A 22671-nucleotide genomic window follows, 5' to 3' on the forward strand; every position below is an offset into this window, starting at 1 on the left:
CGCCGAACCCGCGCCCCCGCCCGTCATCGTCCCGTCCCGTCCCGTGCTCACCCCGGTGATGGCGCCGAAGGTGACGGACGCGGAGCTGCTGGCCACCTGGGAGAAGTGGAAGTCGGCCCGTTCCCGCAATGATCTCGCCGCGGCGGAGGCCGCCCAGAAGGAACTGCTCACGCTGCGCGAGGAGGTGCTCGCCTCCGACCTGGAACCCCTGAGCATGGGCTTCGTGCGCGAGGCCGGGGTCCGCCGCCGCGCCGGGGACCTGAAGGGCGCGCTCGCGCTCCTGGACGTGGCCGTGGCCCTGTCGCCCGGGCTGCCCGCCGCGCGCTTCGCCCGGGCGGAGGCGTACGTGGTGGAGGAGCCGTTGAACGTGCCGCGCGGGCTGGGCGAGTGGAAGACCGCCCTCGTGACGCTGCTCGGAGACGCCCGCTACCGCCGGCCCGCGCTCACGGACCTGGGCGCGCTGGTGCTCGCGGCGTGGGCGGCCACGGCGGTGGCGGTGGTCGCGGTGCTCTTCCTGCGGCGGATCCGCTACGCGCTGCATGACTTCCACCACCTGCTCCCCCGGGCGGTGACGCGCTGGCAGTCCGGACTCCTGGGCCTGATGCTCCTGTCGCTGCCCGCGGTGCTGGGCGCGGGGCTGGTGCCGGTGCTGCTCCTGCTCTTCGCCTCGGTGGCGCTGTACGTGGGCCGCGCCGAGCGCTGGGTGGCCGCGGTGCTGCTCATGGGCCTGGGCGTGATGCCGCTGGCCGCGGGGACGCTGACGCGCTTCACCGTCTTCGCCGGCACGCCCGCGGAGGACGTCTACCTCCTGGAGCGCGGGGGCCTGTCCGCGGAGGGCGCGGCGGCCCGCGTGCGCGCCCGCGCGGAGGCTCGCACCGCCCGCTTCCAGGAGCTAGGCGCGCTCGCCTGGTACGAAACGCGCCGGGGCCTGCTGGAGGAGGCGCGGGCGGACTTCAAGGCCGCCTCCTCCCTCAAGTCAGGCGACGCGCGGATGCTCACGCGCTTCGGCAACGCGCTCATGGGCCTGGGCGACGTGGACGGCGCGGTGCTCCTCTACACGCAGGCGTCCAAGGCGGATCCGTCCATGGCGGCGCCGCACTACAACCTGGGGCAGGTGTACCGGCGACGGGCCCGGCTCATGCCGGATGATCAGCTGGGCAAGGAGCTGGACCGCTCCACCTCCGCCATCGCCCAGGCGCAGACCCTGGACAACTCGCTGCTGCGCCGGGATCCGCCGCCGGAGGACCGCCCCCTGCTCAACCTCCTGCTGCTGGCCCCGACGGTGCCTGAGCGCGACTGGATGGACCTGGCGGATGGCACCCAGGAAGGCGCTCGCGTGGAGGGCCAGGTGGGCCGGTGGCTGTCGCCCATCCTGCCCGCGGGCCCGGTGGGCTGGGGGCTGACCGCGGCGCTCGCGGCCCTGGTCGCCGTCTTCGGAGAGGCCTCCTGGCGCTTGAAGGCGTCGCGCGGCTGCGAGCGGTGCGGAAACGCCGTCTGCCTCCGCTGCGACAAGGACCTGTCCGTGGGCAGCGCGATGTGCGGCCAGTGCGTCCACGTCTACGCGCGCAAGAGCCAGGTGCCCAAGGAGTTCCGCTCGCGCAAGCAGGGCGAGGTGGACCGCCACCAGGCCTGGACGAAGCGGGTGACGTACACGCTGGGCAGCCTGGTGTCCGGCGCGGGCCACGTGGGCACGGGCCTTCCGGTGCGGGGCGCCCTCTATGCCTTCCTGTTCAGCTTCGCGGTGGCCGCGCTGGTGCTCCACCGGGGCCTCGTCCGCACGCCGTACGGGGACGCTCCGCTGTACCTCAAGCTCGTGCCCGCGGGCACGGTCCTCTTCTTCGTCTACCTGCTGACCCTGCGCGGCCTGCGCCGCCACCAGCGGGGGGAGGCCTGAACCATGGCCCTCAAAGGCACCCTCAAGGACTTCGGAATCGGCGACATCCTGCAGCTGATTGGCCAGCAGCAGAAGACGGGCACGCTCCACCTGCGCAACAAGGAACAGGAGGTGCGCGTCGGTTTCCAGGACGGCCACATCATCAAGGCCGAAAGCCTCACCCGGAAGCGCAAGGAGCTCATCGGCGCCATGCTGGTGCGCGCCGAGATCATCACGGAGACGCAGTTGGTGGCCGCGCTGGAGGTCCAGAAGCGCACCCTCAAGCGGCTGGGGGACGTGCTGGTGCAGAGCCACGCCCTCACCGCGGAGCGCTTCCAGCACATGGCCCAGCTCCAGGTGACGGAGACGCTCTACCGCCTCTTCACCTGGAAGGCGGGCACCTACGAGTTCATCCAGGAGCCCGTGGAGCCCGGCCCCGAAGGCATCACCCCGCTGCGCGCGGAGACGGTGCTGATGGAGGGCTTCCGGATGGTGGACGAGTGGCCCGTCATCCGGAAGCGCATCCACCGCGACGACATGACCTTCGAGCGCGTCAAGGCGCTCCCGCCGCCCCGCGCCAACGCCGACGAGGGCGGAGAGCTGGGCGTCATCGGTCCGACGGAGCGCCACGTCTACGAGGAGATCGCCGTGGGGCGCGACCTGCGCCGCATGGTGGACCTCAGCGGCCTGGGCGAGTTCGAGACCTGCAAGGCGCTCTACAACCTGGTCAAGGGCGACTACGTGCGCGCCATCGACCCGGAAGGCCGCGCGCCCGTGCCGGAGGACACCCGCCTCGTCGCGCGGGTGGCCGGCCCCCTGGGACGCATCGCGGTGACCATGGCGGTCATCGCGGGGCTGGCCTTCATCGCGTCCCGCTGGGTCGGGGGTAGCGGGCACGAGCCCGGCGCCTCCCGGTTGGGGGATCCCGCCGCCCAGCGTCAGATTGCCCACGCGCAGCGCGTCCGCATCGAGGCCGCGCTGGAGGTGTTCCAACTGGAGAAGGGAACCCTCCCGGAGCGGTTGGATGCACTGGTGGATGCCGGATTGTTGAGTCCGGAGGAGCTGCGCTACCCGTGGCGGGAGGAGTATTATTACCGTCGCACGGACGCCCGGCAGTTCATCCTCCTACCGCCCGTGCGCTAGCCCGCGGGCAGGCTCGCCGTCGAGAGATGGCGGGCGTGGGGGGAGGGGCGGCGTTAAATTGAGGGCAAGCGATCACTGAACGAGGAATGACGCGCATTGCGAAATCCCGCCACGCTGGAAGTGCCCGCAGCCCGCGCTGAAACCACTCCCACCTCCGCCAAGGTGGACGTCCGTGACAACGAGACGACCCTGGCCCTTTGCGGAAATCAGAACGAAAACCTCAAGCTGATGGAGCGGCGCCTGGGGGTCCGGGTGGGGCAGCGCGGTACGGAGCTGCTCCTGTCGGGACCCGCGGACGCGGTCGCCTTCGCGGTGCGCCTCGTGGAGAACCTGGAGGGGATGATCCGCGCCGGACGCCCCGTCTACCGCGAGGACGTGGAGCAGGCCATCAAGGTCCTGGGCCGCGGCACGGAGTCGTTGCAGGAGGTGATGCTCGGCACTGTCCTCAAGAGCTCCGGCAACCGGCAGATCGCCCCCAAGAGCATCGCGCAGAAGCGCTACGTGGACGCCATCCGCAACCACGACATCGTCTTCGGCGTGGGCCCCGCCGGCACTGGCAAGACGTACCTCGCCATGGCCATGGCGGTCGCCTTCCTCCAGGAGCGCAAGGTCAAGCGCATCATCCTGGCGCGCCCCGCCGTGGAGGCCGGTGAGAAGCTCGGCTTCCTCCCCGGCGACCTGGCGGAGAAGGTGAACCCGTACCTGCGCCCGCTCTACGACGCGCTGCACGACATGATGGCCGTGGAGCGCGCCCAGTCCCTGGTGGAGCAGGGAGTGGTGGAGGTCGCGCCGCTCGCGTTCATGCGCGGCCGCACCCTCAACGACGCCTTCGTCATCCTCGACGAGGCGCAGAACACCACCGTGGAGCAGATGAAGATGTTCCTCACCCGCCTGGGCTACAACAGCAAGGCGGTCATCACCGGCGACGTGACGCAGGTGGACCTGCCCACGGGCAAGCTGTCCGGCCTGAACCACGCGCGCTCCGTGCTGAAGAACATCGACGGCATCCACTTCTCGGAGTTCTCCGACGTGGACGTCGTGCGCCACCCGCTCGTGCAGGAGGTCATCCGCGCCTACGAGCGCTCCGAGGCCGCCCAGAAGGCCGCCCCGGCGGCCCGCGAGGCTGCCTCGGCCTCCGAAGGCGCTGCCCCCGCGTTGGAACGCACGGAGTCCTGACGTCGTGACGCCGCACCCGCCACCCCCGCTCCCAGCCTTGCGCCGGGACGGGGGTGGAGTCGCTGGGTGGCCCACACTGCTGCCTGTTGGCTTACCTGCAAATATCGCAGAGCGAACTGGCGTCCGGGCGGCGGCTGTCCCACCCTCACGAATTTTCCCCGTCGCTGCTTCCTTCTAGGGAGCCTGACGTCTTCGCAGGGTGAGGAGTTCCCCCATGGCCGATCCTGAATCACCAACCCCCGGGCCCAGTCCGCTGGACGCGCTCGCGGTGCGCCTGGGGCTCGGGCGGCGTGGGGAGTGGGGTCGGCGCATCGTGCAGGCCTTGTTGCTGCTCGTCGTCTCGGTGGGGGCGGGCTTCGTCATCTCCCCGGGCCTCTACAGCCAGCAGATTCCGGCGCTCACCACGGAGAACCTGGGCAAGCCCTTCCGGGCCAACTCGCCCGCCGGCTTCAAGGCCGCGCGCGACTACGACATCGTCCACCAGTCGATGACGGAGCAGCGCCGCCGCGAGGCCCGGAGCGCCGTGCGCCCGGTGTACGACCTCAACCCGGCGGTGGTGGGCAACCTGCGCGCGTCCGTGCGTGCGGGCTTCGCCTCCGCTCGCGAGCACCTGGAAGAGGAGAAGGACGCCCGCGCCGAGGAGACCCCGCAGGAGGACGGCCAGACCAAACGCCGCCGCGCCGCGCCGCTCACGCCGGAGGCCCTGGAGCGCCAGCGCCGCGACCGCGAGGAGATGCAGGCCCGGTTCCAGGAGCAGCTCTTCGGCCAGCGGGACGCGGGGCTGGAGTCCGAGGACTTCCAGGCGCTCGTCGCCAACGGCTTCTCGGAGGAGTCGGAGACCGCCACCCTGGTGCTGCTGGACCGGGCCTACCGCGCGGACGGCAGCCAGGTGTACGTGGCCGGCTCGCGGGAGGAACTGGTGCGTGAGGCACCCCAGGGCCTCACCGTGCGCGACGTGCAGCACAAGAACGAGGAGACGCTGCCCGCGGGCGCCGCCCAGGTGGTGGACATGCGGGAGGCGCACCAGGAGATGGACCGGTTCGCCTCCGTGCCCGGCAACGTGATGCCGGAGGCCCCGGCGGTGCAGCGCCGCGCGGTGCTGAGAATCGCCAAGCGGCTCGTGCGCCCCAGCCTGACCATCAACATCGCGGAGACGGACCTGCGCCGCCGGCTCGCGGGCGACGCGGTGAAGGACGCCGTCATCGCCATCAAGAAGGGCCAGCGCGTCATCGGCGACGGCGAGCTCGTCAACGAAACGCACCTCGTCATGCTGCGCGGGATGCGCGCGCAGACGGACCGCCTGGACCTGCTCCAGCTCCAGGTGGGCGGCACGGGCCTGGTGGCCCTGCTGGTGGTGGCCTTCTACGGCTTCTGCCGCGCGGCCTTCCGCCGCTTCCGCCCCACGCGCAAGGACGGCATGTTGCTGGGCCTGTTGCTGGTGGGCCTGTTGGGCCTGCTCCAGGTCTGGGTCTCCATCGCGGACGCGGTGCAGGACCGCTACACGGCGCTGCCCATCGAAGCGTTCTATTACGCCTTCCCGGTCGCGGCGGGCGCCATGCTGGTGCGCTTCATCCTCACGCAGGAGCTGGCGCTGTTCTTCGCCATGGTGTTCGCGTGCCTCGCGGGCGTGATGCTGGGCAACTCGCTGGCGTTCGGCATCTACACGCTGGTGGGCTCGCTGGTGGCGGCGGACCGCATCGTCAAGGCGAAGGACCGCGTGGGCATCTTCCGCGCGGGCCTCGTCACCGGCATCGCCAACCTCATCGCGGTGATCTTCCTGTTCCTCGTGGAGGGCAAGGGCCTGGCCGGGGACACGCTGCTCACCGCGGTGTGCGCGTTCTTCGGCACCGCGCTCGCCGTCCCGGTCATGGTGATGGCGCTGACGCCGCTCATCGAGGCCACGTTCGGCTACGCGTCGGACATCAAGCTCTTGGAGCTGGCGAACCTGAACCACCCGGCGCTCAAGGAGCTCATCGTCCAGGCGCCCGGCACGTACCACCACTCCATCATCATCGGCACGCTGGTGGAGAACGCGGCGGAGACGATTGGCGCGAACCCGCTGCTGGCGCGCTCGTGCGCGTACTACCACGACATCGGAAAGGGCCGGAACCCGCTCTACTTCGGGGAGAACCAGAAGGGGGAGAACCGGCATGACGGGCTGGCGCCCGCGATGAGCGCGGTCATCATCAAGCGCCACGTGACGGAGGGCCTGGAGATGGCCCGGCAGTACCGCCTGCCCAAGCTGGTGGCGGACGCGATTCCGCAGCACCACGGCACGCGCACGGTGGGCTTCTTCTTCCACAAGGCCATGAAGGAGCAGGAGGGCAAGGAAGGCGCGCCCCCCATCGACGAGAGCATCTACCGCTACCCGGGCCCCAAGCCGCAGTTCCGCGAGGCGGCGCTGGTGATGATCGCCGACGCGGTGGAGGCCTCCACGCGCTCCATGCCGGACCCCACCAGCGCGAAGCTCCAGGCGCAGGTGCAGAAGATCATCAACATCATCTTCTCCGAGGGCCAGCTCGACGAGTGCGACCTGACGCTCAAGGACCTGAACCTCATCGCCCAGTCCTTCCTGCACACGCTGGAAGGCATCTACCACACGCGCCCCGTCTACCCGGCGGGCGCGATGGGTGGGGGCAAGGGCGGAGGCGCGCCGCTGATGATGGCGCCCGCCCCCGCCAAGACGGAAGCGAAGGACACGAAGGTGCGAACGGCGGGCATGTCATGAGCCGCAAGGTGGAGGGCGTGAAGCTGCGCAAGGGCAAGGTGATTCCGCGCGACGACGGCAAGCGCATCGAGGAGTTCGTTGGCGTGGCCAGCACGCAGACGGAGTCCGCGTCCGTGGCGCGCATGCGGGCGCCTCCGGGCTGGAGCGAACCCGCGCAGAAGCCGGAGTTCGACGAGGTGGTGCTCGTCCTCACGGGCGAGCTCACCCTGGTGGTGGACGGCAAGCGCGAGCGCATTGGCGCGGGCGAGGTGGGCCTGGTGCCGCGCGGCAAGCGCGTGGTGTACCGCAACGACTCGCAGGGCGCGTGTGACTACTGGTCCATCTGCGCCCCGGCGTTCCGCGTGGAGCTGGCGCACATGGAGAAGCCGGCGCCCAAGGCGAAGGCCGCGGAAAACCACGTGACGGTGCAGGTGGCGCACGGCCAGGGCGCGGACTACGAGCGCCTGCTCACCACCTGGTCCCGCGACTACCTGAAGCGCCTGGGCCTCACCGACTGTGAGCTGTCGCTGTCGCTCGTGGGGGACCGGGCCATCCGCCGGCTCAACCGCACCTGGCGCCAGAAGGACAAGGCCACGGACGTGCTGTCCTTCCCCGCGGGCGACCTGCCCAAGGGCACCCCGGGCCCGCGCCCGCTGGGCGACGTGGTCATCTCCCTGGATACGGCGAAGCGGCAGGCGAAGGAGTACGGCCGCACGCTGGAGTCGGAGATGGGCCGCTACCTGGCGCATGGCCTCCTGCACCTGCTGGGGCATGACCATGAGAAGCCTCGCGACGCGAAGCGCATGGCGGCCCTGGAGGAGCAGCTCCTGGGTGAGCGGGGCATGGTGGCGGACTCGCTGACCATCGACTCGCGCGCCCGCCGCGCGAAGCTCATCTGAAATCCCCGCCGGGGGGCTTGCGGCCCCTCGTGCCTCGTGTTGGATGGAACGATGCCCCGCCTGTCGTCTCTCATCGTCGCAAGCCTGTTGGGTCTCCTGCTGTCCGCGTCCCCCGCGCGCGCCGCGTCGGTGCCGCCGTGGGGCACGGGCGAGAGCCGGGGCGAGGACCTGTCCATCTGGCTGGTGACCTTCAGCCCTGGCGACGACGTCTTCTCGTGGTGGGGCCACGGCTCGCTGGTGGTGGAGGACCGCGCCCGCAACATGCAGCGGCTCTACAACTACGGGATGTACTCGTTCGACGACCAGACGGTGGTGCACTTCGCCAAGGGCCGCCTGGAGTTCTGGGTCGGTGAGTCGAGCGTCAACGGCACCTTCCGCTTCTACAAGTCGCTGGGGCGCGACGTGCGCGTGCAGGAGCTCAACCTCACGCCGGAGCAGCGCGTGACGGTGGCGAAGAAGCTGGCGGACAACGTGCTGCCGGAGAACCGCGACTACCTCTACGAGCACTACAGCGACAACTGCGTGACGCGGCTGCGCGACATGATCGACGTGGCCGTGGGTGGCCGGCTGTCCGAAGCGGAGAAGGCCCCGGCCCGCATGACGCTGCGCGAGCACACGCGGCGCTACACGTCGGTGAGCCCGCCCGTGAGCTTCCTGCTCGACTTCATGATGAATGACTCCATCGACAAGCCCATCACCCGCCGCGAGGAGGCCTTCCTCCCGGACGAGCTGGAGCAGCAGGTGGCGGAGCTGAAGGTGCCGGGCCCGGACGGGCAGCCGGTGTCGCTGGTGGAGAAGCAGTGGGATTTCTACGCGTCGCCCACGCGCCCGCGGCCCCCCGCGCAGCCCCCGAACTTCGGTCCGTGGATCCTCGCGCTGGGCGTGCTCCTGGGCGGCGCCGCGCTGGGCCTGGCCGCTTGGGAGAAGAAGGGCAGTCGCGCGGCGCGCATCCTCCTGGGCCTGGAGAACGTGGTGGTGGGCCTGGTGCTGGGCATCCCCGGGCTGGCGCTCGTCATCATGTGGGTGGGCACGAACCACGTCGTCACGCACCACAACGAGAACCTCTTCCTCGCGAACCCGCTGACGCTCCTGGCCGTGCCGTACGGCCTGCGCCTCACCTGGAACAGCGCGAAGGCGCGGGCGCGGCTCAAGTGGGTGTGGGGCCTGCTGGTGGCCACGGGCGCGCTGGGATTGGTGCTCAAGGTGCTGCCCTGGTCCGACCAGGACAACTGGCGCGCCATCGCGCTCATCCTGCCCATCTCCCTGGGCATGGCCGGCGCGTTCTGGCTGGACCGGCTCCGGGCGCTCGTGCCAGGAACGGCGCGCACGCCGCCCCGTCAGGATGCGCAGGCCTCCTCGCTCAAGGCCTCCTGAAACACCCCGGCTTTCCCAACTGTTTCGCAACGAAGGAGACGACGAACACCATGGCGAACGATTCGATGGAGACGATCCACGCCCTGAAGGAGCGCCTCAACGCGCTCCGGGGGCATCTTTGACCTCGACCGCAAGCGGTCCCGCATTGCGCTGATCGAGCGTGACTCCACGCAGCCCGACTTCTGGAACGACAACACCAGGGCGCAGGGCCTGCTGAAGGAGAAGTCCACGCTGGAGGCCAGCGTGGGCGCCTTCGACAAGACGATGCGTGGGCTGGACGACGCGCAGACGCTGCTGGAGCTGGCGGCGGAGATGAACGACGAGGCGAGCGCGCAGGAGGCGGAAGGCACGCTCGCGTCGCTGGAGGGCGAGGTCGCGAAGCTGGAGCTGGCGCGGATGCTCTCCGGGCCGCAGGACCGCAGCAACTGCTTCATGGACATCAACCCGGGCGCGGGCGGCACGGACTCCATGGACTGGGCCGCCATGCTCCTGCGCATGTACACGCGCTACGGTGAGACGAAGGGCTGGAAGGTCGAGATCAGCGACGCGTTGCCGGGCGAAGAGGCGGGCTTCAAGAACGTCTCCCTGCGCATCGAGGGCGAGAACGCCTACGGCTACCTCAAGGCGGAAGTGGGCGTACACCGGCTGGTGCGCATCAGCCCCTTCGACGCCAACGCGCGCCGGCAGACGGCCTTCGCGTCCGTGGACGTGTACCCGGAGGTCGACGACAGCATCCAGATTGACCTGCCGGAGAAGGACTACGAGTTGAAGTTCATCCGCGGCAGTGGCGCGGGTGGCCAGAAGGTCAACAAGACGTCGTCCACGGCGCAGCTGCGGCACCTGCCCACGGGCATCATGATCACCTGTCAGACGGAGCGCTCGCAGTCGGCCAACAAGGACATGGCCTTCCAGATTCTGCGCGGCCGCCTGTACGAGCTGGAGATGAAGAAGCGCGATGCCGAGCGCGACGCGGCCGAGGCGGCCAAGAAGGACATCTCCTTCGGCTCTCAGATCCGCAGCTACGTGCTGGCGCCGTACCGCATGGTCAAGGACCTGCGCACCGGCGTGGAGACGGGCAACGTGGACAAGGTGCTGGACGGTGACCTGGAGGAGTTCGTCACCGCACAGCTGCTGGGCGTGAAGAACCCCAACCGCAACGCCGCCGCGGACTAAGGACAGGGCGCCCTGTCCGGATGCATCCCACCCCTCCCGGGCCTTGAGTCCGGGAGGGGTTTTCCATGTCCGGGAACCTTTTTTCCGGGGCCGGTGTCAGGGGGCGGGGCAGGGTGGTGCGGTAGGATGGAGTAGGCCCTACACGGGGAGGCGCGGGTGTCACCGGGCGGAGTGCTCGACGTCGGACAGCAGGCCCTGGCCCCCGAGGCCCAGGCCGACCCGCGCCGCGAGGAACAGGCGCTGCTCGTCCGGCTGCGGCGCGGCGACCCGGAGGCCTTCGAGTCGCTGGTGCACCAGCACCAGGACCGCCTCTACGACTTCTGCTTCCGCATGGTGGGTGACCGCGAGGAGGCCCACGACCTGGTGCAGGAGATTTTCGTCAGCGTGCACCAGAACGTCCGGCGCTTCCGCGAGGACGCGCGCCTGTCCACGTGGCTGTTCCGCATCTCCAAGAACCACTGCCTCAACCGGCTGAAGTACCTGCAGCGCCGGGGGCGGGGCCGCTCGGAGGTCTTCGACGAGGTGAGCGCCGCCGCCATCGCGGAGGGTGGGGGCGCCCCGCCGCAGCCGGACGCCGCCCTGGACGCGGCGCGTGAGCGGGCCCGGGTGCAGCGGGCCATTTCCCAACTGGACCCCGATGCGCGCATGCTGGTGGCGCTGCGAGACATCGAGGGCCTGAGCTACGACGAGATTGTCGACATCACCGAGCTGCCCGAGGGAACCGTGAAGAGCCGGCTCCACCGGGCACGCGAGAAGCTGGCGGACCTGCTGGGGCGCTTCGAACCATGAGCGGCGGCGGGTGGAGGTCAACGGACGTGGAACCTCGATTGGATCACCGGGAGGCGAAGGCGCTGTTCCTGGCGCTCGCCGACGAACAGCTGCCTGCCCCCCAGGAGCAGGCGGTACGCAGCCACCTGGACGGCTGTGAGGAGTGCCGCCAGGGGTGGGACCGGTACGCCCGCACGGTGGAGCGGGTGCGCACGGTGGAGCGGGAAAAGGCCCCGCCCGCGCTCGCGTCGCTCGTGGCCGCTCGCGTGCGCCGCCAGCGCCGCTTCGGCCTGAAAGGCCTGCACCTGGCGCATGCCCAGCACCGCTTCCCGGTGGAAATCCTCATCCCGCTGCTGCTGGCCGCGGCGGTGGGCGCATTTCTCTTGATGTCTTCCTGACGGTCATTTCCGGGGCCGCTACCCCCTGGGATGCGTTGCGTACCGGGGGAGGCTTGGCTACGGTGCCGCGCCTTTCACACGAGCGCGTCATGGCCGACACCGAGAACAAGACCCCCCCAGGTGAGAAGAGCGGCGAAGCGGTGGACTCCAGCTCCAAGGAGCAGGAGATCTACCAGCAGCGGTTGGACAAGGCCGCGAAGTGGCGCGAGGCCGGCTTCAACCCCTACGGCAACGGCTACGCGCCCAAGGACGTGGCGCAGCGGCTCCACGACGACCACGGCCAGAAGACCGCCGAGGACCTGGACAAGGAAGCCCCCCAGGCGGACGTCGCTGGCCGCATCGTGGCCATGCGCTCGTTCGGCAAGGCCGCGTTCATCAAGCTGCGCGACCGCTCCGGCGAAATCCAGGTGCACGTGAAGAAGGACGCGCTGGGGGACCTCTATGAGGTCTTCAAGCAGTGCGACCTGGGTGACTTCGTCGCGGCGCAGGGCACCGTCTTCAAGAGCAAGACGGGCGAGCTGTCCATCGCGGCCACGAAGTTCATCCCGCTCACCAAGTCCCTGCGCCCCATGCCGGAGAAGTGGCACGGCCTCACGGACGTGGAGGTCCGCTACCGCCAGCGCTACCTGGACCTCGTCTCCAACCCGGACGTGAAGCAGGTCTTCCTGAAGCGCAGCAAGCTGGTGAAGTTCATCCGGAGCTTCCTCGACGGGCGGGACTTCGTCGAGGTCGAGACCCCGATGATGCACCCGCTGGTGACGGGCGCGGCGGCGCGGCCGTTCGTCACGCACCACAATACGTACGACATCGACCTCTTCATGCGCATCGCGCCCGAGCTCTACCTGAAGCGGCTCGTGGTGGGCGGCATGGACCGCGTCTACGAAATCAACCGCAACTTCCGCAACGAGGGCATCAGCACCCGGCACAACCCGGAGTTCACGATGCTGGAGTTCTATCAGGCGTACGCCACGTACGAGGACCTGATGGACCTCACGGAGGAGATGCTCTCGGAGGCCTCCCGCCACGTCACCGGCGACTCCAAGGTGAAGTACGGCGAGCACACCATCGACTTCGGCAAGGGCTGGAAGCGCATCCCCATGCCGGAGGCCATCCGGGAAGCCGTCCCCAGCCTGTCCGACAAGGACATGGTGGACGTGGACCGCCTGCGTCATGAGCTGCTCAAGACGGTGCATTCAGAGGCGGAGCGCCGCGCCGTGGACGCCATGAACCACGGTGAGCTGGTGGGCGCCCTCTTCGAGGCCCACGTCGAGCACACGCTCATCCATCCCACCTTCATCACCCAGTATCCCACCGCCGTCTCGCCGCTCGCCCGCCGCAACGACCAGAACCCGGAAATCACGGATCGGTTCGAGCTCTTCGTCGCGGGCCGGGAAATCGCCAACGCCTTCTCCGAGCTGAACGACCCCCTGGACCAGAAGGGCCGCTTCCAGGCCCAGCTGGACGCGAAGCAGCGGGGCCAGCAGGAGACCATGGACTACGACGAGGACTACATCCGCGCCCTCGAACACGGCATGCCGCCCACGGCCGGTGAAGGCATCGGGATTGATCGCGTCGCCATGTTGTTCACGGACGCCGCCAGCATTCGTGACGTGATTCTCTTCCCCCTCCTCAAGCCGCTGGCGAAGTAGCCACGAGGCCTCGTGCACCCCGCCGAACGGCAGACCGACTATCGCTGGCCCCTCCTGTGGGCTGGCTCCCTCGTGGCCCTCGTGGGAGCCATCCTCCTGGGGGTGGCCATCTCCGAGTCCGAGGCGTGGGCCGAGGTGGCCGGCGCCCTGGGCCTCTCCTTCGTGGGGTGGGGCGGGCTCGTCCAGTCCTTCGACGCCGGGGCGCTCGCCCTGGGCGCCCAGAAGGCCTCGGCCGTGGCCGGCCCCAAGGCGCTGGTGGCCGGGACGCTCGTCTGGCTGGCCGGCTGGGGCCTCATCGCCGCCGGCATCCGCCGCGCGCCGGCCTCCGGTGAGGGGCCCAGCCCCGCCGCGGGTGCGCCCCTGTACCCGCGCCTGGCGCGCTACCGGGACTTCTACTGGAGCACGCTGGGCGCCTACGGTGGCGGCATCCTCCTGGCGGAGCTGGCGTTGCTGCTCCTCCAGACCGTGCTCTCCAGCGGCGTGCCGTCGGATTTGGGCGGCGCGGCGCGCGAGGCGAGCGGGGGACTGTCCCTTCCTCCCACCATCGCCTTCGCCATCGCGTTCCTCGTGAGCATGGGCGTGGCGTTCGCGTCCGGCTTCGTGGGCGCGTCCCGGGCGCAGCGGCTGTCGTTCCCGGAAGCCACCATCGGCGTGTTCTACCTGGGCCTGCCGGTGCCCATCCTCCTGTCGCTGATGGAGCGCGTGCCGTCCCTGCAACTGGCGCTGGGCTACCGGTTGCGCGAGGTGACGTACGTCGCGGGGCTCATCGGCCGGCCGGAGCTGGCGTACTGGCTCGTCTTCGCCGCGCTGGTGCTGGCGCTCGTGCTGGGCATCAACACCGGCTTCATCGCGGCGGGCAGCGGCCGGGTGGACCTGCGGCTGGGCTTCGAGCTCTTCGTCGCGCGCCGGCACGTGGCGGTGTTCCGCCCGTCGCTGCTGTTGGGCGCGCTCGCGGTGCTGATGTTCGGCATCGTCCCGCCGCTCATCGTCTACTTCATCATCCGCGGGGCGGAGGCCGCCGTGGAGCGCACGCGCGTGAAGTCCCTGGGCCTGGCGGATCCGCTCGCCGCCGCATCCGCGCAGCACCGGATGAAGCTGCACGAGCAGTCGCCCACCATGATGATGACCGCGCTGTCCGTGGGCGGCGTGGGCGTGGGCGTGATGGCGCTCATCATCGTGCTCAGCGTGATGAGCGGCTTCGAGGCCGACCTCCAGCAGAAGATTCTGGGCACCAACGCGCACGCGGTGGTGTCTCGCTACGCCGGGGACCTGCCGGACTACGACAAGGTGATGCAGCAGGTGAAGCGCGTGCCCGGCGTCGTGGGCCAGACGCCCTTCATCATCAACCAGGTGATGATCGCCTCGGAGGGCAACGTCGACGGCGTCATCATCAAGGGCATCGACCCGAAGACGGTCGGCTCGGTGACGGACCTGCCGCAGAACATCCTGCCCGGCGGCGACCTGGGCCACCTGGAGCAGCCCGCGAAGATCCTCCCCAGCAGCGCGGTGGAGGACGCGGAAGGGAAGAAGGACGCCGAGGAGGAGGACCCCATCATCGGCAAGCCCTCCAAGCCCGCGAAGCCCACGGTGCTGCCGGGCATCATCATCGGCCGGGAGCTGGCGGCCTCGCTGCGCGTGGTGGTGGGGGACCGGGTGAACGTGGTGTCCCCGCTGGGCACGGAGCTGGGGCCGTCCGGTCCCATCCCCAAGAGCCGCGCGTTCCGGGTGGCGGGCGTCTTCTACTCGGGCATGTACGAGTACGACTCCAAGTTCGTCTACATCCTGCTCAAGGAAGCGCAGGACTTCTTCGCCGTGAAGGGCGCCACCGGCATTGAACTGAAGGTGGCGGACATCGACGACGCGCGCCGCATCGCCAACCAGGTGGTGCGCGTGCTGGGCGGCTACCCCTACCGCGCGCGCGACTGGGGTGAGATGAACAAGAACCTCTTCTCCGCGCTGCGCCTGGAGAAGCTGGTGATGGGCATCATCCTGTCCATCATCATCATCGTCGCCGCGGGCCTCATCGTCGCCACGGTCATCATGCTGGTGCTGGAGAAGCGGAAGGAGATCTCCGTCCTCAAGGCGCTGGGCGTCCCGGACGGCGGCATCGTGAAGATCTTCCTCGCGGAAGGGCTCCAGATTGGCGTGGCCGGCGGCGTGCTGGGCCTGTTCTCCGGACTCGCGTGGTGCCTCTTCATCGAGAAGGTCGGCATCAAGCTGGATCCGGAAGTCTATTACATCCCCGCGCTGCCGGTGCGCATCGAACCGGTGCAGACGGCGCTGGCGGTGATCATCGCGGTGCTCGTCACCTACCTGGCGTCCATCTACCCGGCCCTCAAGGCGAGCAGCGTGGAACCGGTGGAAGGTCTGAAGGCGGAGTAGCCATGGCGCTGTTGTCCATCCGCAACGTCTTCAAGAGCTATTTCCTGCACGGCAAGCGCATTGACGTGCTGCGCGACGTGTCCCTGGACATCAACGCCGGCGAGCTCATCTCCATGATTGGCGCGTCCGGCGCGGGAAAGAGCACCTTCCTGCACGTGCTGGGCACGCTGGACGCCCCCGCTGCCGGTGAAGTCCTCTTCGACGGCAAGTCCGTCTTCTCCATGAACGACGCGGAGATCGCCGAGTTCCGCAACCGCACCATCGGCTTCGTCTTCCAGAGCCACTACCTGTTGCCGGAGTTCACCGCGCTGGAGAACGTGGCCATGCCCGCGCTCATCCAGCGCAAGGACCGCACCCCTTCGTACGCCTACGCCCGCGAGCTCCTGGAGCGCGTGGGCCTGGGCAGCCGCGTGGACCACCGCCCCGGAGAGCTGTCCGGCGGCGAGGCCCAGCGCGTGGCCCTGGCGCGCGCGCTGGTGCTCAAGCCCGCGGTGCTGCTCGCGGACGAACCCACGGGCAACCTGGATCCCACGACAGGCGAGGGCATCCACCAGCTGCTCCGGGACGTCAACCGGGACCTGGGAATCACCGCCGTCGTCGTCACGCACAACGAGACGCTTGCTCGCTCCATGCCCCGCCGTCTGAGACTGGCCGGCGGGCAGGTGTCGGAGGCCTGATGGCCGCGCGCTTTTGGATTGAGGGGCCCTCCCCCCATCCCGTACATTGCCCCGCCTTTTCCTGGCCGGACTGCACTTGAGGCTCACCGTTCTGCGCAAGTCATTGCTCCCGCTGCTGGCGGTCGCCCTGTGGGCGTTTGGGCCCGTTGCTGCCTACGCCCAGGTGGACGTGGACGCGGGTTCGCCCGTCGTCCTCCCCCCGTCCACTCCCGCCGCCACGCCCGTATCGCCTCCGGATGGGGGCCCTCCCTCGGGCGCGGACGCGCCGCTGGCCACCTCGCCAGACGACGAGGACACCAACGTCTCCCCCTCGGATCGCGTGGTGGAGATCCGCATCGAGGGCAACCGCCGCGTGGAGTCGGAGGCGGTCCGCCGCGCCATGCGCACCCAGGTCGGTGACGCGCTCACCCGCTCCGCGGAGGACCTCCGCGCCATCTGGGCCCTGGGCTACTTCACGGACGTGCAGCTGCTCGCGCAGCGCCTGGCCAACGGCATCGCGTACGTGGTGCGCGTGTCGGAGCGCCCCACCATCCGCGCTGTGGCGCTCCAGGGCAACGAGGAGCTCAACGCGGAGGACCTGAAGGAGCAGCTGGATCTCAAGGTCGGCACCATCCTCGACATCGAGGCCGTGCGCGCCACCCAGAAGAAGATCCAGGAGAAGTACGTCGAGAAGGGCTACTTCCTGGCGGAGGTGACCTACAAGCTGGAGCCGGTCGAAGGCGGCGCCGCGGTCACCGTCGTCTACATCATCAACGAGCACTCGAAGGTGATGGTGAAGCAGATCATCCTTCAGGGCGCGGAGAAGGTGTCCCCGGAGGAACTCAAGGCGACCATGATCACGAAGGAGGGCGGCTTCCTGTCCTTCTTCACCGGCGAGGGCACCTACCGCGAAGAGGCCTTCCAGCGCGACCTCGCCGTCATCCAGATCGCCTACTACGACCGCGGCTTCATCAACGTGCGCGTGGACAAGCCCACCGTGCAGCTGTCCGCGGACAAGCGCGACATCTACATCACCCTGCACATCACCGAGGGTGAGTCGTACGACATCGGGAAGATCGACTTCGCGGGCGACCTGGAGCGCCCGCCGGAAGAGCTGCTGCGGCTGATGAAGTCGCGCCCCAAGGAGCGCTTCAACCGCGGCCAGCTCTCCACGGACATCTCCGCCATCTCCGACGTGTACTTCGACAAGGGGTACGCGTACGCCAACATCAACCCCGTCACCTCCGTGAACGCGGAAGACCGGACGGTGGACCTCACCTTCGACATCCAGAAGGGCCCGCTCGTCAACATCGAGCGCATCGACGTCGTCGGCAACACGAAGACGCGCGACAAGGTCATCCGCCGCGAGCTGCGCGTCTACGAAGGCGAGCTCTACAACGGCACCGGCGTGAAGCGCAGCCGCGAGCGCGTCACCGCCCTGGGCTTCTTCGAGACCGTCGAAATCACCCAGCACCCGGGCAGCACCGACAACGCCATCGTGTTGCAGGTGGAGGTGAAGGAGAAGGCCACCGGCACGTTCCAGGTGGGCCTGGGCTTCTCCAACGTGGAGAACTTCATCTTCACGGCCCAGGTGTCGCAGAACAACTTCCTCGGCTGGGGCCAGAGCGTGTCCGCGTCCGCCCAGATCTCGGGCCTGCGCTCCCTGGTGCAGTTGTCGTTCTACGACCCGTACTTCCTGGACACGAACTACCTGCTGTCCGCGGAGTTCTTCCGCGTGCAGGCGGACTACGAAGGCTTCATCCGCAACTCCACGGGCGGCACCATCTCCCTGGGCCGCCAGCTGGTGGACGACGTGCTCGCCACGGTCGGCTACTCGCGTGAGTACGTGGACGTGCAGGCGGGGCAGGGCATTGGCGCGGTGCTGCTCGCCAATCAGTTCCAGTCCGGCGTCACCAGCGCGCTGCGCCTGTCCGTGTCCTTCGACCGGCGAGACAACCGCCTCTTCCCGTCGCGCGGCTTCATCCACTACGGCTCGGTGGAGACGGCGCCCTCGTTCCTGGGCGGCACGTTCCTCTTCAACCGCTATACCGCCTACTCGCGCCTGTACTTCCCCCTGCCGCTGGGCTTCGTCTTCAAGACGAACGCCACGATGGGCTACGTGCAGCAGCTGGACTCCAGCAAGCCGCTGCCCATCAGCGAGCTCTACTACGTGGGCGGCATCAACACGATCCGTGGCTACTACCTGCGCAGCATCAGCCCCACGCTGCTGGTGCCGCGCGCGGACAACCCGGACGCCAACGTCACCGAGTTCCGGGTGGGCGGCAACAAGCAGCTCATCTTCAACTTCGAGCTGGAGTTCCCCATCTTCGAGAAGGCCGGCCTGCGCGGCGTGCTCTTCTACGACGCCGGCAATGCCTTCGGCTCAAACGAGAAGTTCTTCGAGGACCGGCAGGACAAGCTGCCCCTGGGCCTCTTCCACGCGGCGGGCTTCGGCTTCCGCTGGTTCTCGCCCATCGGGCCCCTGCGCTTCGAGTGGGGAATCCCGCTGACCAAGCGGCCGTCAGACGACTCCATCCTGTTCGAGTTCACGATCGGTAACTTCTTCTGATAGGCATTGACCCCAAGTCCTTCCCGGTACGTCCTCCTCCGCCCCACCCGGGCGGAAGTGAACAGGCCGGGATGGCGGACGTCGGAGCCTGCAGCACCCTTTCCGAGGAGCCTTGACCCATGTCGCTTCGAAGCACCCTGGCGGCCGCCGCCGCTGTCCTGTCGCTCGCCCTCCCGGTTGCCGCTTCGGCCGCCGAGCTCAAGGTGGCCTACGTCGACCTGCAGCGCGTGCTGCTGGAGGTGGATGACGGCAAGGCCGCCAAGGCCCGTCTCCAGAAGTGGCTGGAGGACCGCCAGAAGGAGATCGACAAGGAGCAGGAGACGCTCCGCAAGGAGAAGGACACCCTGGACAAGCAGGCCAGCGCCATGAGCGAGGCCACGCGCACCCAGAAGGCCACCGAGCTCCAGAAGAAGGTGATGGAGCTGGCGCAGAAGTACGAGCGCAGCCGCGCCGAGGCCGCCAACAAGGAGCGCCAGGAGATGGAGCCCATCGTCAACCGCATCGACCAGGTCATCGCGTCCATCGCGGAGCGGGACGGCCTGGGCATGGTGCTGGACAAGCGCGACTCCGGCATCGTCTTCGCGCTGTCCCAGTACGACATCTCCAACGAGGTCGTGCGCAGCTACAACAACAGCGCCTCCAAGAAGCCCGCGCCGGCGGCCAAGGACGCCCCGGTCAAGAAGTAGGCGTTGGACACCCCCGTGCCATCCGCATCCAACGCGCACCGGCTGGGGGACATCGCCACCCACGTCCGGGGTGAGCTCCTCGGCGACCCCGGACTGCTCGTCCATGGCCTGAACGGCCTGGAGGAGGCAGTCCCGGGAGAGGTGTCGTTCTACGGCAACCCCCGCTACCGCAAGCAGTTCGAGGCCACCCGCGCCTCGGCGGTGCTGGTGGGGATGGATGCCACCGCTCGCGACGGCGTGGCCCTGGTGCGGGTGCCCAACCCGCACCTGGCCTACGCGAAGCTCCTCGCCCTGTTCCACCCGGCCACGCGGCCCGCCGCGGGCATCCACCCGGCGGCCCACGTGCACCCGGAGGCCACGGTGCACCCGGAGGCCACGGTGAAGGCCGGGGCGGTGGTGGAGAAGGGCGCCCACGTCGGCGCCCGCACGGTGCTGCACTCCGGCGCCTACGTGGGTGAAGGCGCGCGCGTCGGCGACGACTGCGTGCTCTACCCGCACGCCACGGTGCGCGAAAACTGCGTGGTGGGCTCGCGCGTCATCCTCCACGCCTCGTCGGTGGTGGGCGCGGACGGCTTCGGCTTCGCGTTCGACGCGGAGGGCGAGGACGGCCCCCGCCACTTCAAGATTCCCCAGGTGGGCATCGTCCGCATCGAGGACGACGTGGAAGTTGGGGCCTGCACCTGCATCGACCGTGCGACGGTGGGTGAAACGGTGGTGGGCCAGGGGACGAAGCTCGACAACCTGGTTCAGATCGCCCACAACGTGCGCGTGGGTCCGCTGTCGCTCATCTGCGCGCAGGCGGGCGTTTCGGGTTCGGCGGAGGTGGGCACCGGCGTGGTGCTCGCGGGGCAGGTGGGCGTGGTGGGCCACATCCGCGTGGGAGACCTGGCCAAGGTGGGCGCGCAGTCAGGCGTCGCCCATGATGTTCCGGACGGGCAGGTCGTCAGTGGCAGCCCCGCCATCCCCCACAAGGAATGGCTGCGCGCCAGCGCCGCGTCGGGGCAGCTGGCGGACCTGCTCAAGGAAGTGCGCGCCCTTCGCAAGAGGGTGGAGCTGTTGGAGAAGGAGAAGGGCGGATGATGGACATTGGCGAGATCCAGGCGCTGCTGCCGCACCGCTACCCGTTCCTCCTGGTGGACCGGGTGGTGGAAATCGTGCCGGGCCAGAAGCTCACGGCCTACAAGAACGTCACCATCAACGAGCCCTTCTTCAACGGCCACTTCCCGGGGCACCCGGTGATGCCGGGCGTGCTCATCCTGGAAGCGCTCGCCCAGGCCACGGCCATCCTTGCGTATAAGACGGAAGCCATGGACCCGACGCGGCTCGTCACGTACTTGATGGGCGTGGACAACGCGCGCTTCCGCAAGCCGGTGGTGCCCGGGGACCGGCTCCAGTTGGACATTGAAGTCATCCGCCACAAGGGCGCCATCTGGAAGACGAAGGGTGTGGCGTCGGTGGATGGCGCCAGGGTGGCGGAAGGGGAGTTCCTCGCCACCGTGGTGGACAAGAACAAGGCCGCCAAGGGCGACGAGAGCGCGGCGCCGTAGGGCGCGTCATTCGCGCTGCTGAGGAGAGAAGGACATGGCGCAGGTTCATCCCACCGCGGTCGTCCATCCGGGAGCCCGGCTCCACGACACCGTGGAGGTGGGGCCGTTCTCGGTCATCGGGCCTCAGGTCGTCATTGGCGCGGGCACCCGCATCGGGCCGCACGTCGTCATCGAGGGCCGCACCACGTTGGGAGAGCGCAACCACCTCTTCCAGTTCTGTTCCGTGGGCGCGGCGCCCCAGGACCTGAAGTACGCGGGTGAAGACACGGAGCTCGTCATTGGCGACGAGAATCAAATCCGTGAGTTCGTCACGGTGAACCTGGGCACGGTGGCCGGCGGCGGCGCTACGCGCCTGGGCCACCGCAACCTGCTGCTCGCCAACAGCCACATCGCGCACGACTGTGTCGTGGGCAATGAGGTCCTCCTCGCCAACGGGGCCGCGCTCGCGGGCCACGTGGTGGTGGAGGACTCGGTGAAGATTTCGGGCCTCGTCGCGGTGCACCAGTTCACCCGGCTGGGGCGCTACGCGTTCATCTCCGGCGGCTCCATGGTCACCATGGACGTGCCCCCGTACTGCACCGTGCAGGGGGACCGGGCCACGCTGGTGGGCCTCAACACCGTGGGCCTGGAGCGCGGCGGCTTCACCGAGGAGCAGATTGGCCGCGTGAAGGAGACCTACCGCATCCTCTTCCGCTCCAAGCTGGGGCTCCAGGAGGCGCTCGCGCAGCTTCGCGGAGAGCTCTCCAGCCACCCGGAAGTGGAGCACCTGGTGCGGTTCGTGGAGACGAGCAAGCGCGGCGTCACGCGCTAGGCCTCTTCACGAGGGAACGGAGGGGAGTGGGTGGAGCGCATCGGGCTCATCGCCGGTAACGGCCAGCTTCCCTTCCTCTTCGCGCGGGCCGCCCGTGCGCGCGGCCTGGAGGTGGTGGTGGCCGCGCACCGGGGAGAGACGGACCCGGCGCTGGAGCAGGAGGTCGGCCACTTCGCCTGGGTGCGCGTTGGGCAGGTGGGCCGCATCCAGAAGGTCTTCCGCCAGGCGGGCGTCACCCGGGCGGCCATGGCGGGCGGAATCGGCCGCGTGCGCGCGCTCACGGAGGCCCGGCTGGACCTGGGCGCGGTGCGCATCATCTCCCGCCTGCGCAGCTTCCGGGACGACGCGCTCCTGCGCGCCGTGGCCGCGGACTTCGAATCCCAGGGCATCACCATCATCGCGCCCACGGACTTCCTGGGCGAGGTGCTGTGCCCCGAAGGGCACCTGGCGGGCCCCACGCTCAAGCCCGCGCAGGAGAAGGACGTGGCCCTGGGCCGCGAGGTGGCGGTGCTCCTGGGGCAGGCGGACGTGGGCCAGACGGTGGTGGTGCGTGACGGCCACGTGCTCGCGCTGGAGGCCGTGGAGGGCACCGACGAGACCATCCGCCGGGGCGCGAAGCTGGGCGGCCCGGGCGCGGTGGTGGTGAAGCGCTGCAAGCCGGAGCAGGACCTGCGCTTCGACTTGCCCGCCGTGGGGCCCCGCACGCTGGAGGTCATGGCGGAGGTGGGCGCCCGGGTGCTGGCGCTGGAGGTAGGGCGCACGGTGCTGTTGGACGCACCTGCCCTCTTCGCGGGGGCCACCGCGCGAGGCATCACCCTGGTGGGCGTGCGGTAGGCTTCCGCGGGAATCCGTTCCCCCGG

General features: G+C 69.3%; 18 protein-coding genes. All 18 read left to right on the plus strand.

Annotated features, from left to right (window positions below; genetic code table 11):
- Positions 1 to 1894, plus strand: a 1894-nt coding sequence (locus D7X99_RS31760) for a tetratricopeptide repeat protein (RefSeq protein ID WP_147476313.1), incomplete at its 5' end; no start/stop codon positions are given.
- 3 nt (positions 1895 to 1897) lie between these two features.
- Positions 1898 to 3016, plus strand: a complete 1119-nt coding sequence (locus tag D7X99_RS31765; protein ID WP_121781032.1) for a DUF4388 domain-containing protein — start codon at positions 1898 to 1900, stop codon at positions 3014 to 3016.
- A 96-nt stretch (positions 3017 to 3112) separates the two neighbouring features.
- Entirely contained in the window at positions 3113 to 4192 is a 1080-nt protein-coding gene (locus D7X99_RS31770) for a PhoH family protein (RefSeq protein ID WP_121781033.1), read from the plus strand.
- 214 nt (positions 4193 to 4406) lie between these two features.
- Positions 4407 to 6920 carry an HDIG domain-containing metalloprotein gene (locus D7X99_RS31775; protein ID WP_121781034.1) on the plus strand — a complete coding sequence of 838 codons (2514 nt, stop codon included), beginning with the start codon at positions 4407 to 4409 and terminating at the stop codon, positions 6918 to 6920.
- Positions 6917 to 7798 carry an rRNA maturation RNase YbeY gene (ybeY, locus tag D7X99_RS31780; protein ID WP_169827673.1) on the plus strand — a complete coding sequence of 294 codons (882 nt, stop codon included), beginning with the start codon at positions 6917 to 6919 and terminating at the stop codon, positions 7796 to 7798. Before D7X99_RS31775 ends, ybeY begins: the two co-directional genes overlap by 4 nt.
- A 51-nt stretch (positions 7799 to 7849) precedes the next feature.
- Positions 7850 to 9172, plus strand: a complete 1323-nt coding sequence (locus tag D7X99_RS31785; protein ID WP_121781035.1) for a DUF4105 domain-containing protein — start codon at positions 7850 to 7852, stop codon at positions 9170 to 9172.
- A 50-nt stretch (positions 9173 to 9222) separates the two neighbouring features.
- Positions 9223 to 10345, plus strand: a protein-coding gene (gene prfB, locus D7X99_RS31790; protein WP_233601800.1) for a peptide chain release factor 2 whose coding sequence is annotated in 2 segments (ribosomal slippage) — positions 9223 to 9291 and positions 9293 to 10345 — 1122 coding nt in all. Because the reading frame shifts where the segments join, the coding sequence is not laid out codon by codon here.
- 156 nt (positions 10346 to 10501) lie between these two features.
- Positions 10502 to 11134, plus strand: a complete 633-nt coding sequence (locus D7X99_RS31795; protein ID WP_121781036.1) for an RNA polymerase sigma factor — start codon at positions 10502 to 10504, stop codon at positions 11132 to 11134.
- Positions 11131 to 11511 carry an anti-sigma factor gene (locus D7X99_RS31800; RefSeq protein WP_120576357.1) on the plus strand — a complete coding sequence of 127 codons (381 nt, stop codon included), beginning with the start codon at positions 11131 to 11133 and terminating at the stop codon, positions 11509 to 11511. The genes D7X99_RS31795 and D7X99_RS31800 overlap by 4 nt, the downstream gene beginning before the upstream one ends.
- Positions 11512 to 11600: 89 nt before the next feature.
- Positions 11601 to 13160: a lysine--tRNA ligase gene (gene lysS / locus D7X99_RS31805; protein WP_121781037.1), complete on the plus strand. Its 1560-nt coding sequence runs from the start codon at positions 11601 to 11603 to the stop codon at positions 13158 to 13160.
- A 12-nt stretch (positions 13161 to 13172) separates the two neighbouring features.
- Positions 13173 to 15542 (plus strand): ABC transporter permease, encoded by a 2370-nt coding sequence (locus tag D7X99_RS31810; protein ID WP_121781038.1) that lies wholly within the window; start codon positions 13173 to 13175, stop codon positions 15540 to 15542.
- 2 nt (positions 15543 to 15544) lie between these two features.
- Complete coding sequence (locus D7X99_RS31815; RefSeq protein WP_121781039.1) at positions 15545 to 16219, plus strand: ABC transporter ATP-binding protein; 675 nt, start codon at positions 15545 to 15547, stop codon at positions 16217 to 16219.
- Between the two features lie 76 nt (positions 16220 to 16295).
- Positions 16296 to 18767, plus strand: a complete 2472-nt coding sequence (bamA, locus tag D7X99_RS31820; RefSeq protein WP_233613876.1) for an outer membrane protein assembly factor BamA — start codon at positions 16296 to 16298, stop codon at positions 18765 to 18767.
- A gap of 119 nt (positions 18768 to 18886) precedes the next feature.
- Positions 18887 to 19453 carry an OmpH family outer membrane protein gene (locus D7X99_RS31825; protein WP_014395493.1) on the plus strand — a complete coding sequence of 189 codons (567 nt, stop codon included), beginning with the start codon at positions 18887 to 18889 and terminating at the stop codon, positions 19451 to 19453.
- Between the two features lie 15 nt (positions 19454 to 19468).
- Positions 19469 to 20533, plus strand: a complete 1065-nt coding sequence (gene lpxD, locus D7X99_RS31830; RefSeq protein ID WP_120595198.1) for a UDP-3-O-(3-hydroxymyristoyl)glucosamine N-acyltransferase — start codon at positions 19469 to 19471, stop codon at positions 20531 to 20533.
- Entirely contained in the window at positions 20530 to 21000 is a 471-nt protein-coding gene (fabZ, locus tag D7X99_RS31835) for a 3-hydroxyacyl-ACP dehydratase FabZ (RefSeq protein ID WP_206797923.1), read from the plus strand. The genes lpxD and fabZ overlap by 4 nt, the downstream gene beginning before the upstream one ends.
- Before the next feature lie 34 nt (positions 21001 to 21034).
- Positions 21035 to 21811, plus strand: a complete 777-nt coding sequence (lpxA, locus tag D7X99_RS31840) for an acyl-ACP--UDP-N-acetylglucosamine O-acyltransferase (protein WP_121781041.1) — start codon at positions 21035 to 21037, stop codon at positions 21809 to 21811.
- A gap of 30 nt (positions 21812 to 21841) precedes the next feature.
- Positions 21842 to 22645 carry an LpxI family protein gene (locus tag D7X99_RS31845; RefSeq protein ID WP_120595180.1) on the plus strand — a complete coding sequence of 268 codons (804 nt, stop codon included), beginning with the start codon at positions 21842 to 21844 and terminating at the stop codon, positions 22643 to 22645.
- The last annotated feature ends 26 nt before the right edge of the window (positions 22646 to 22671 follow it).

The sequence above is a fragment of the Corallococcus sp. AB032C genome (assembly GCF_003668935.1).
Classification (GTDB): Bacteria; Myxococcota; Myxococcia; order Myxococcales; family Myxococcaceae; genus Corallococcus; species Corallococcus exiguus.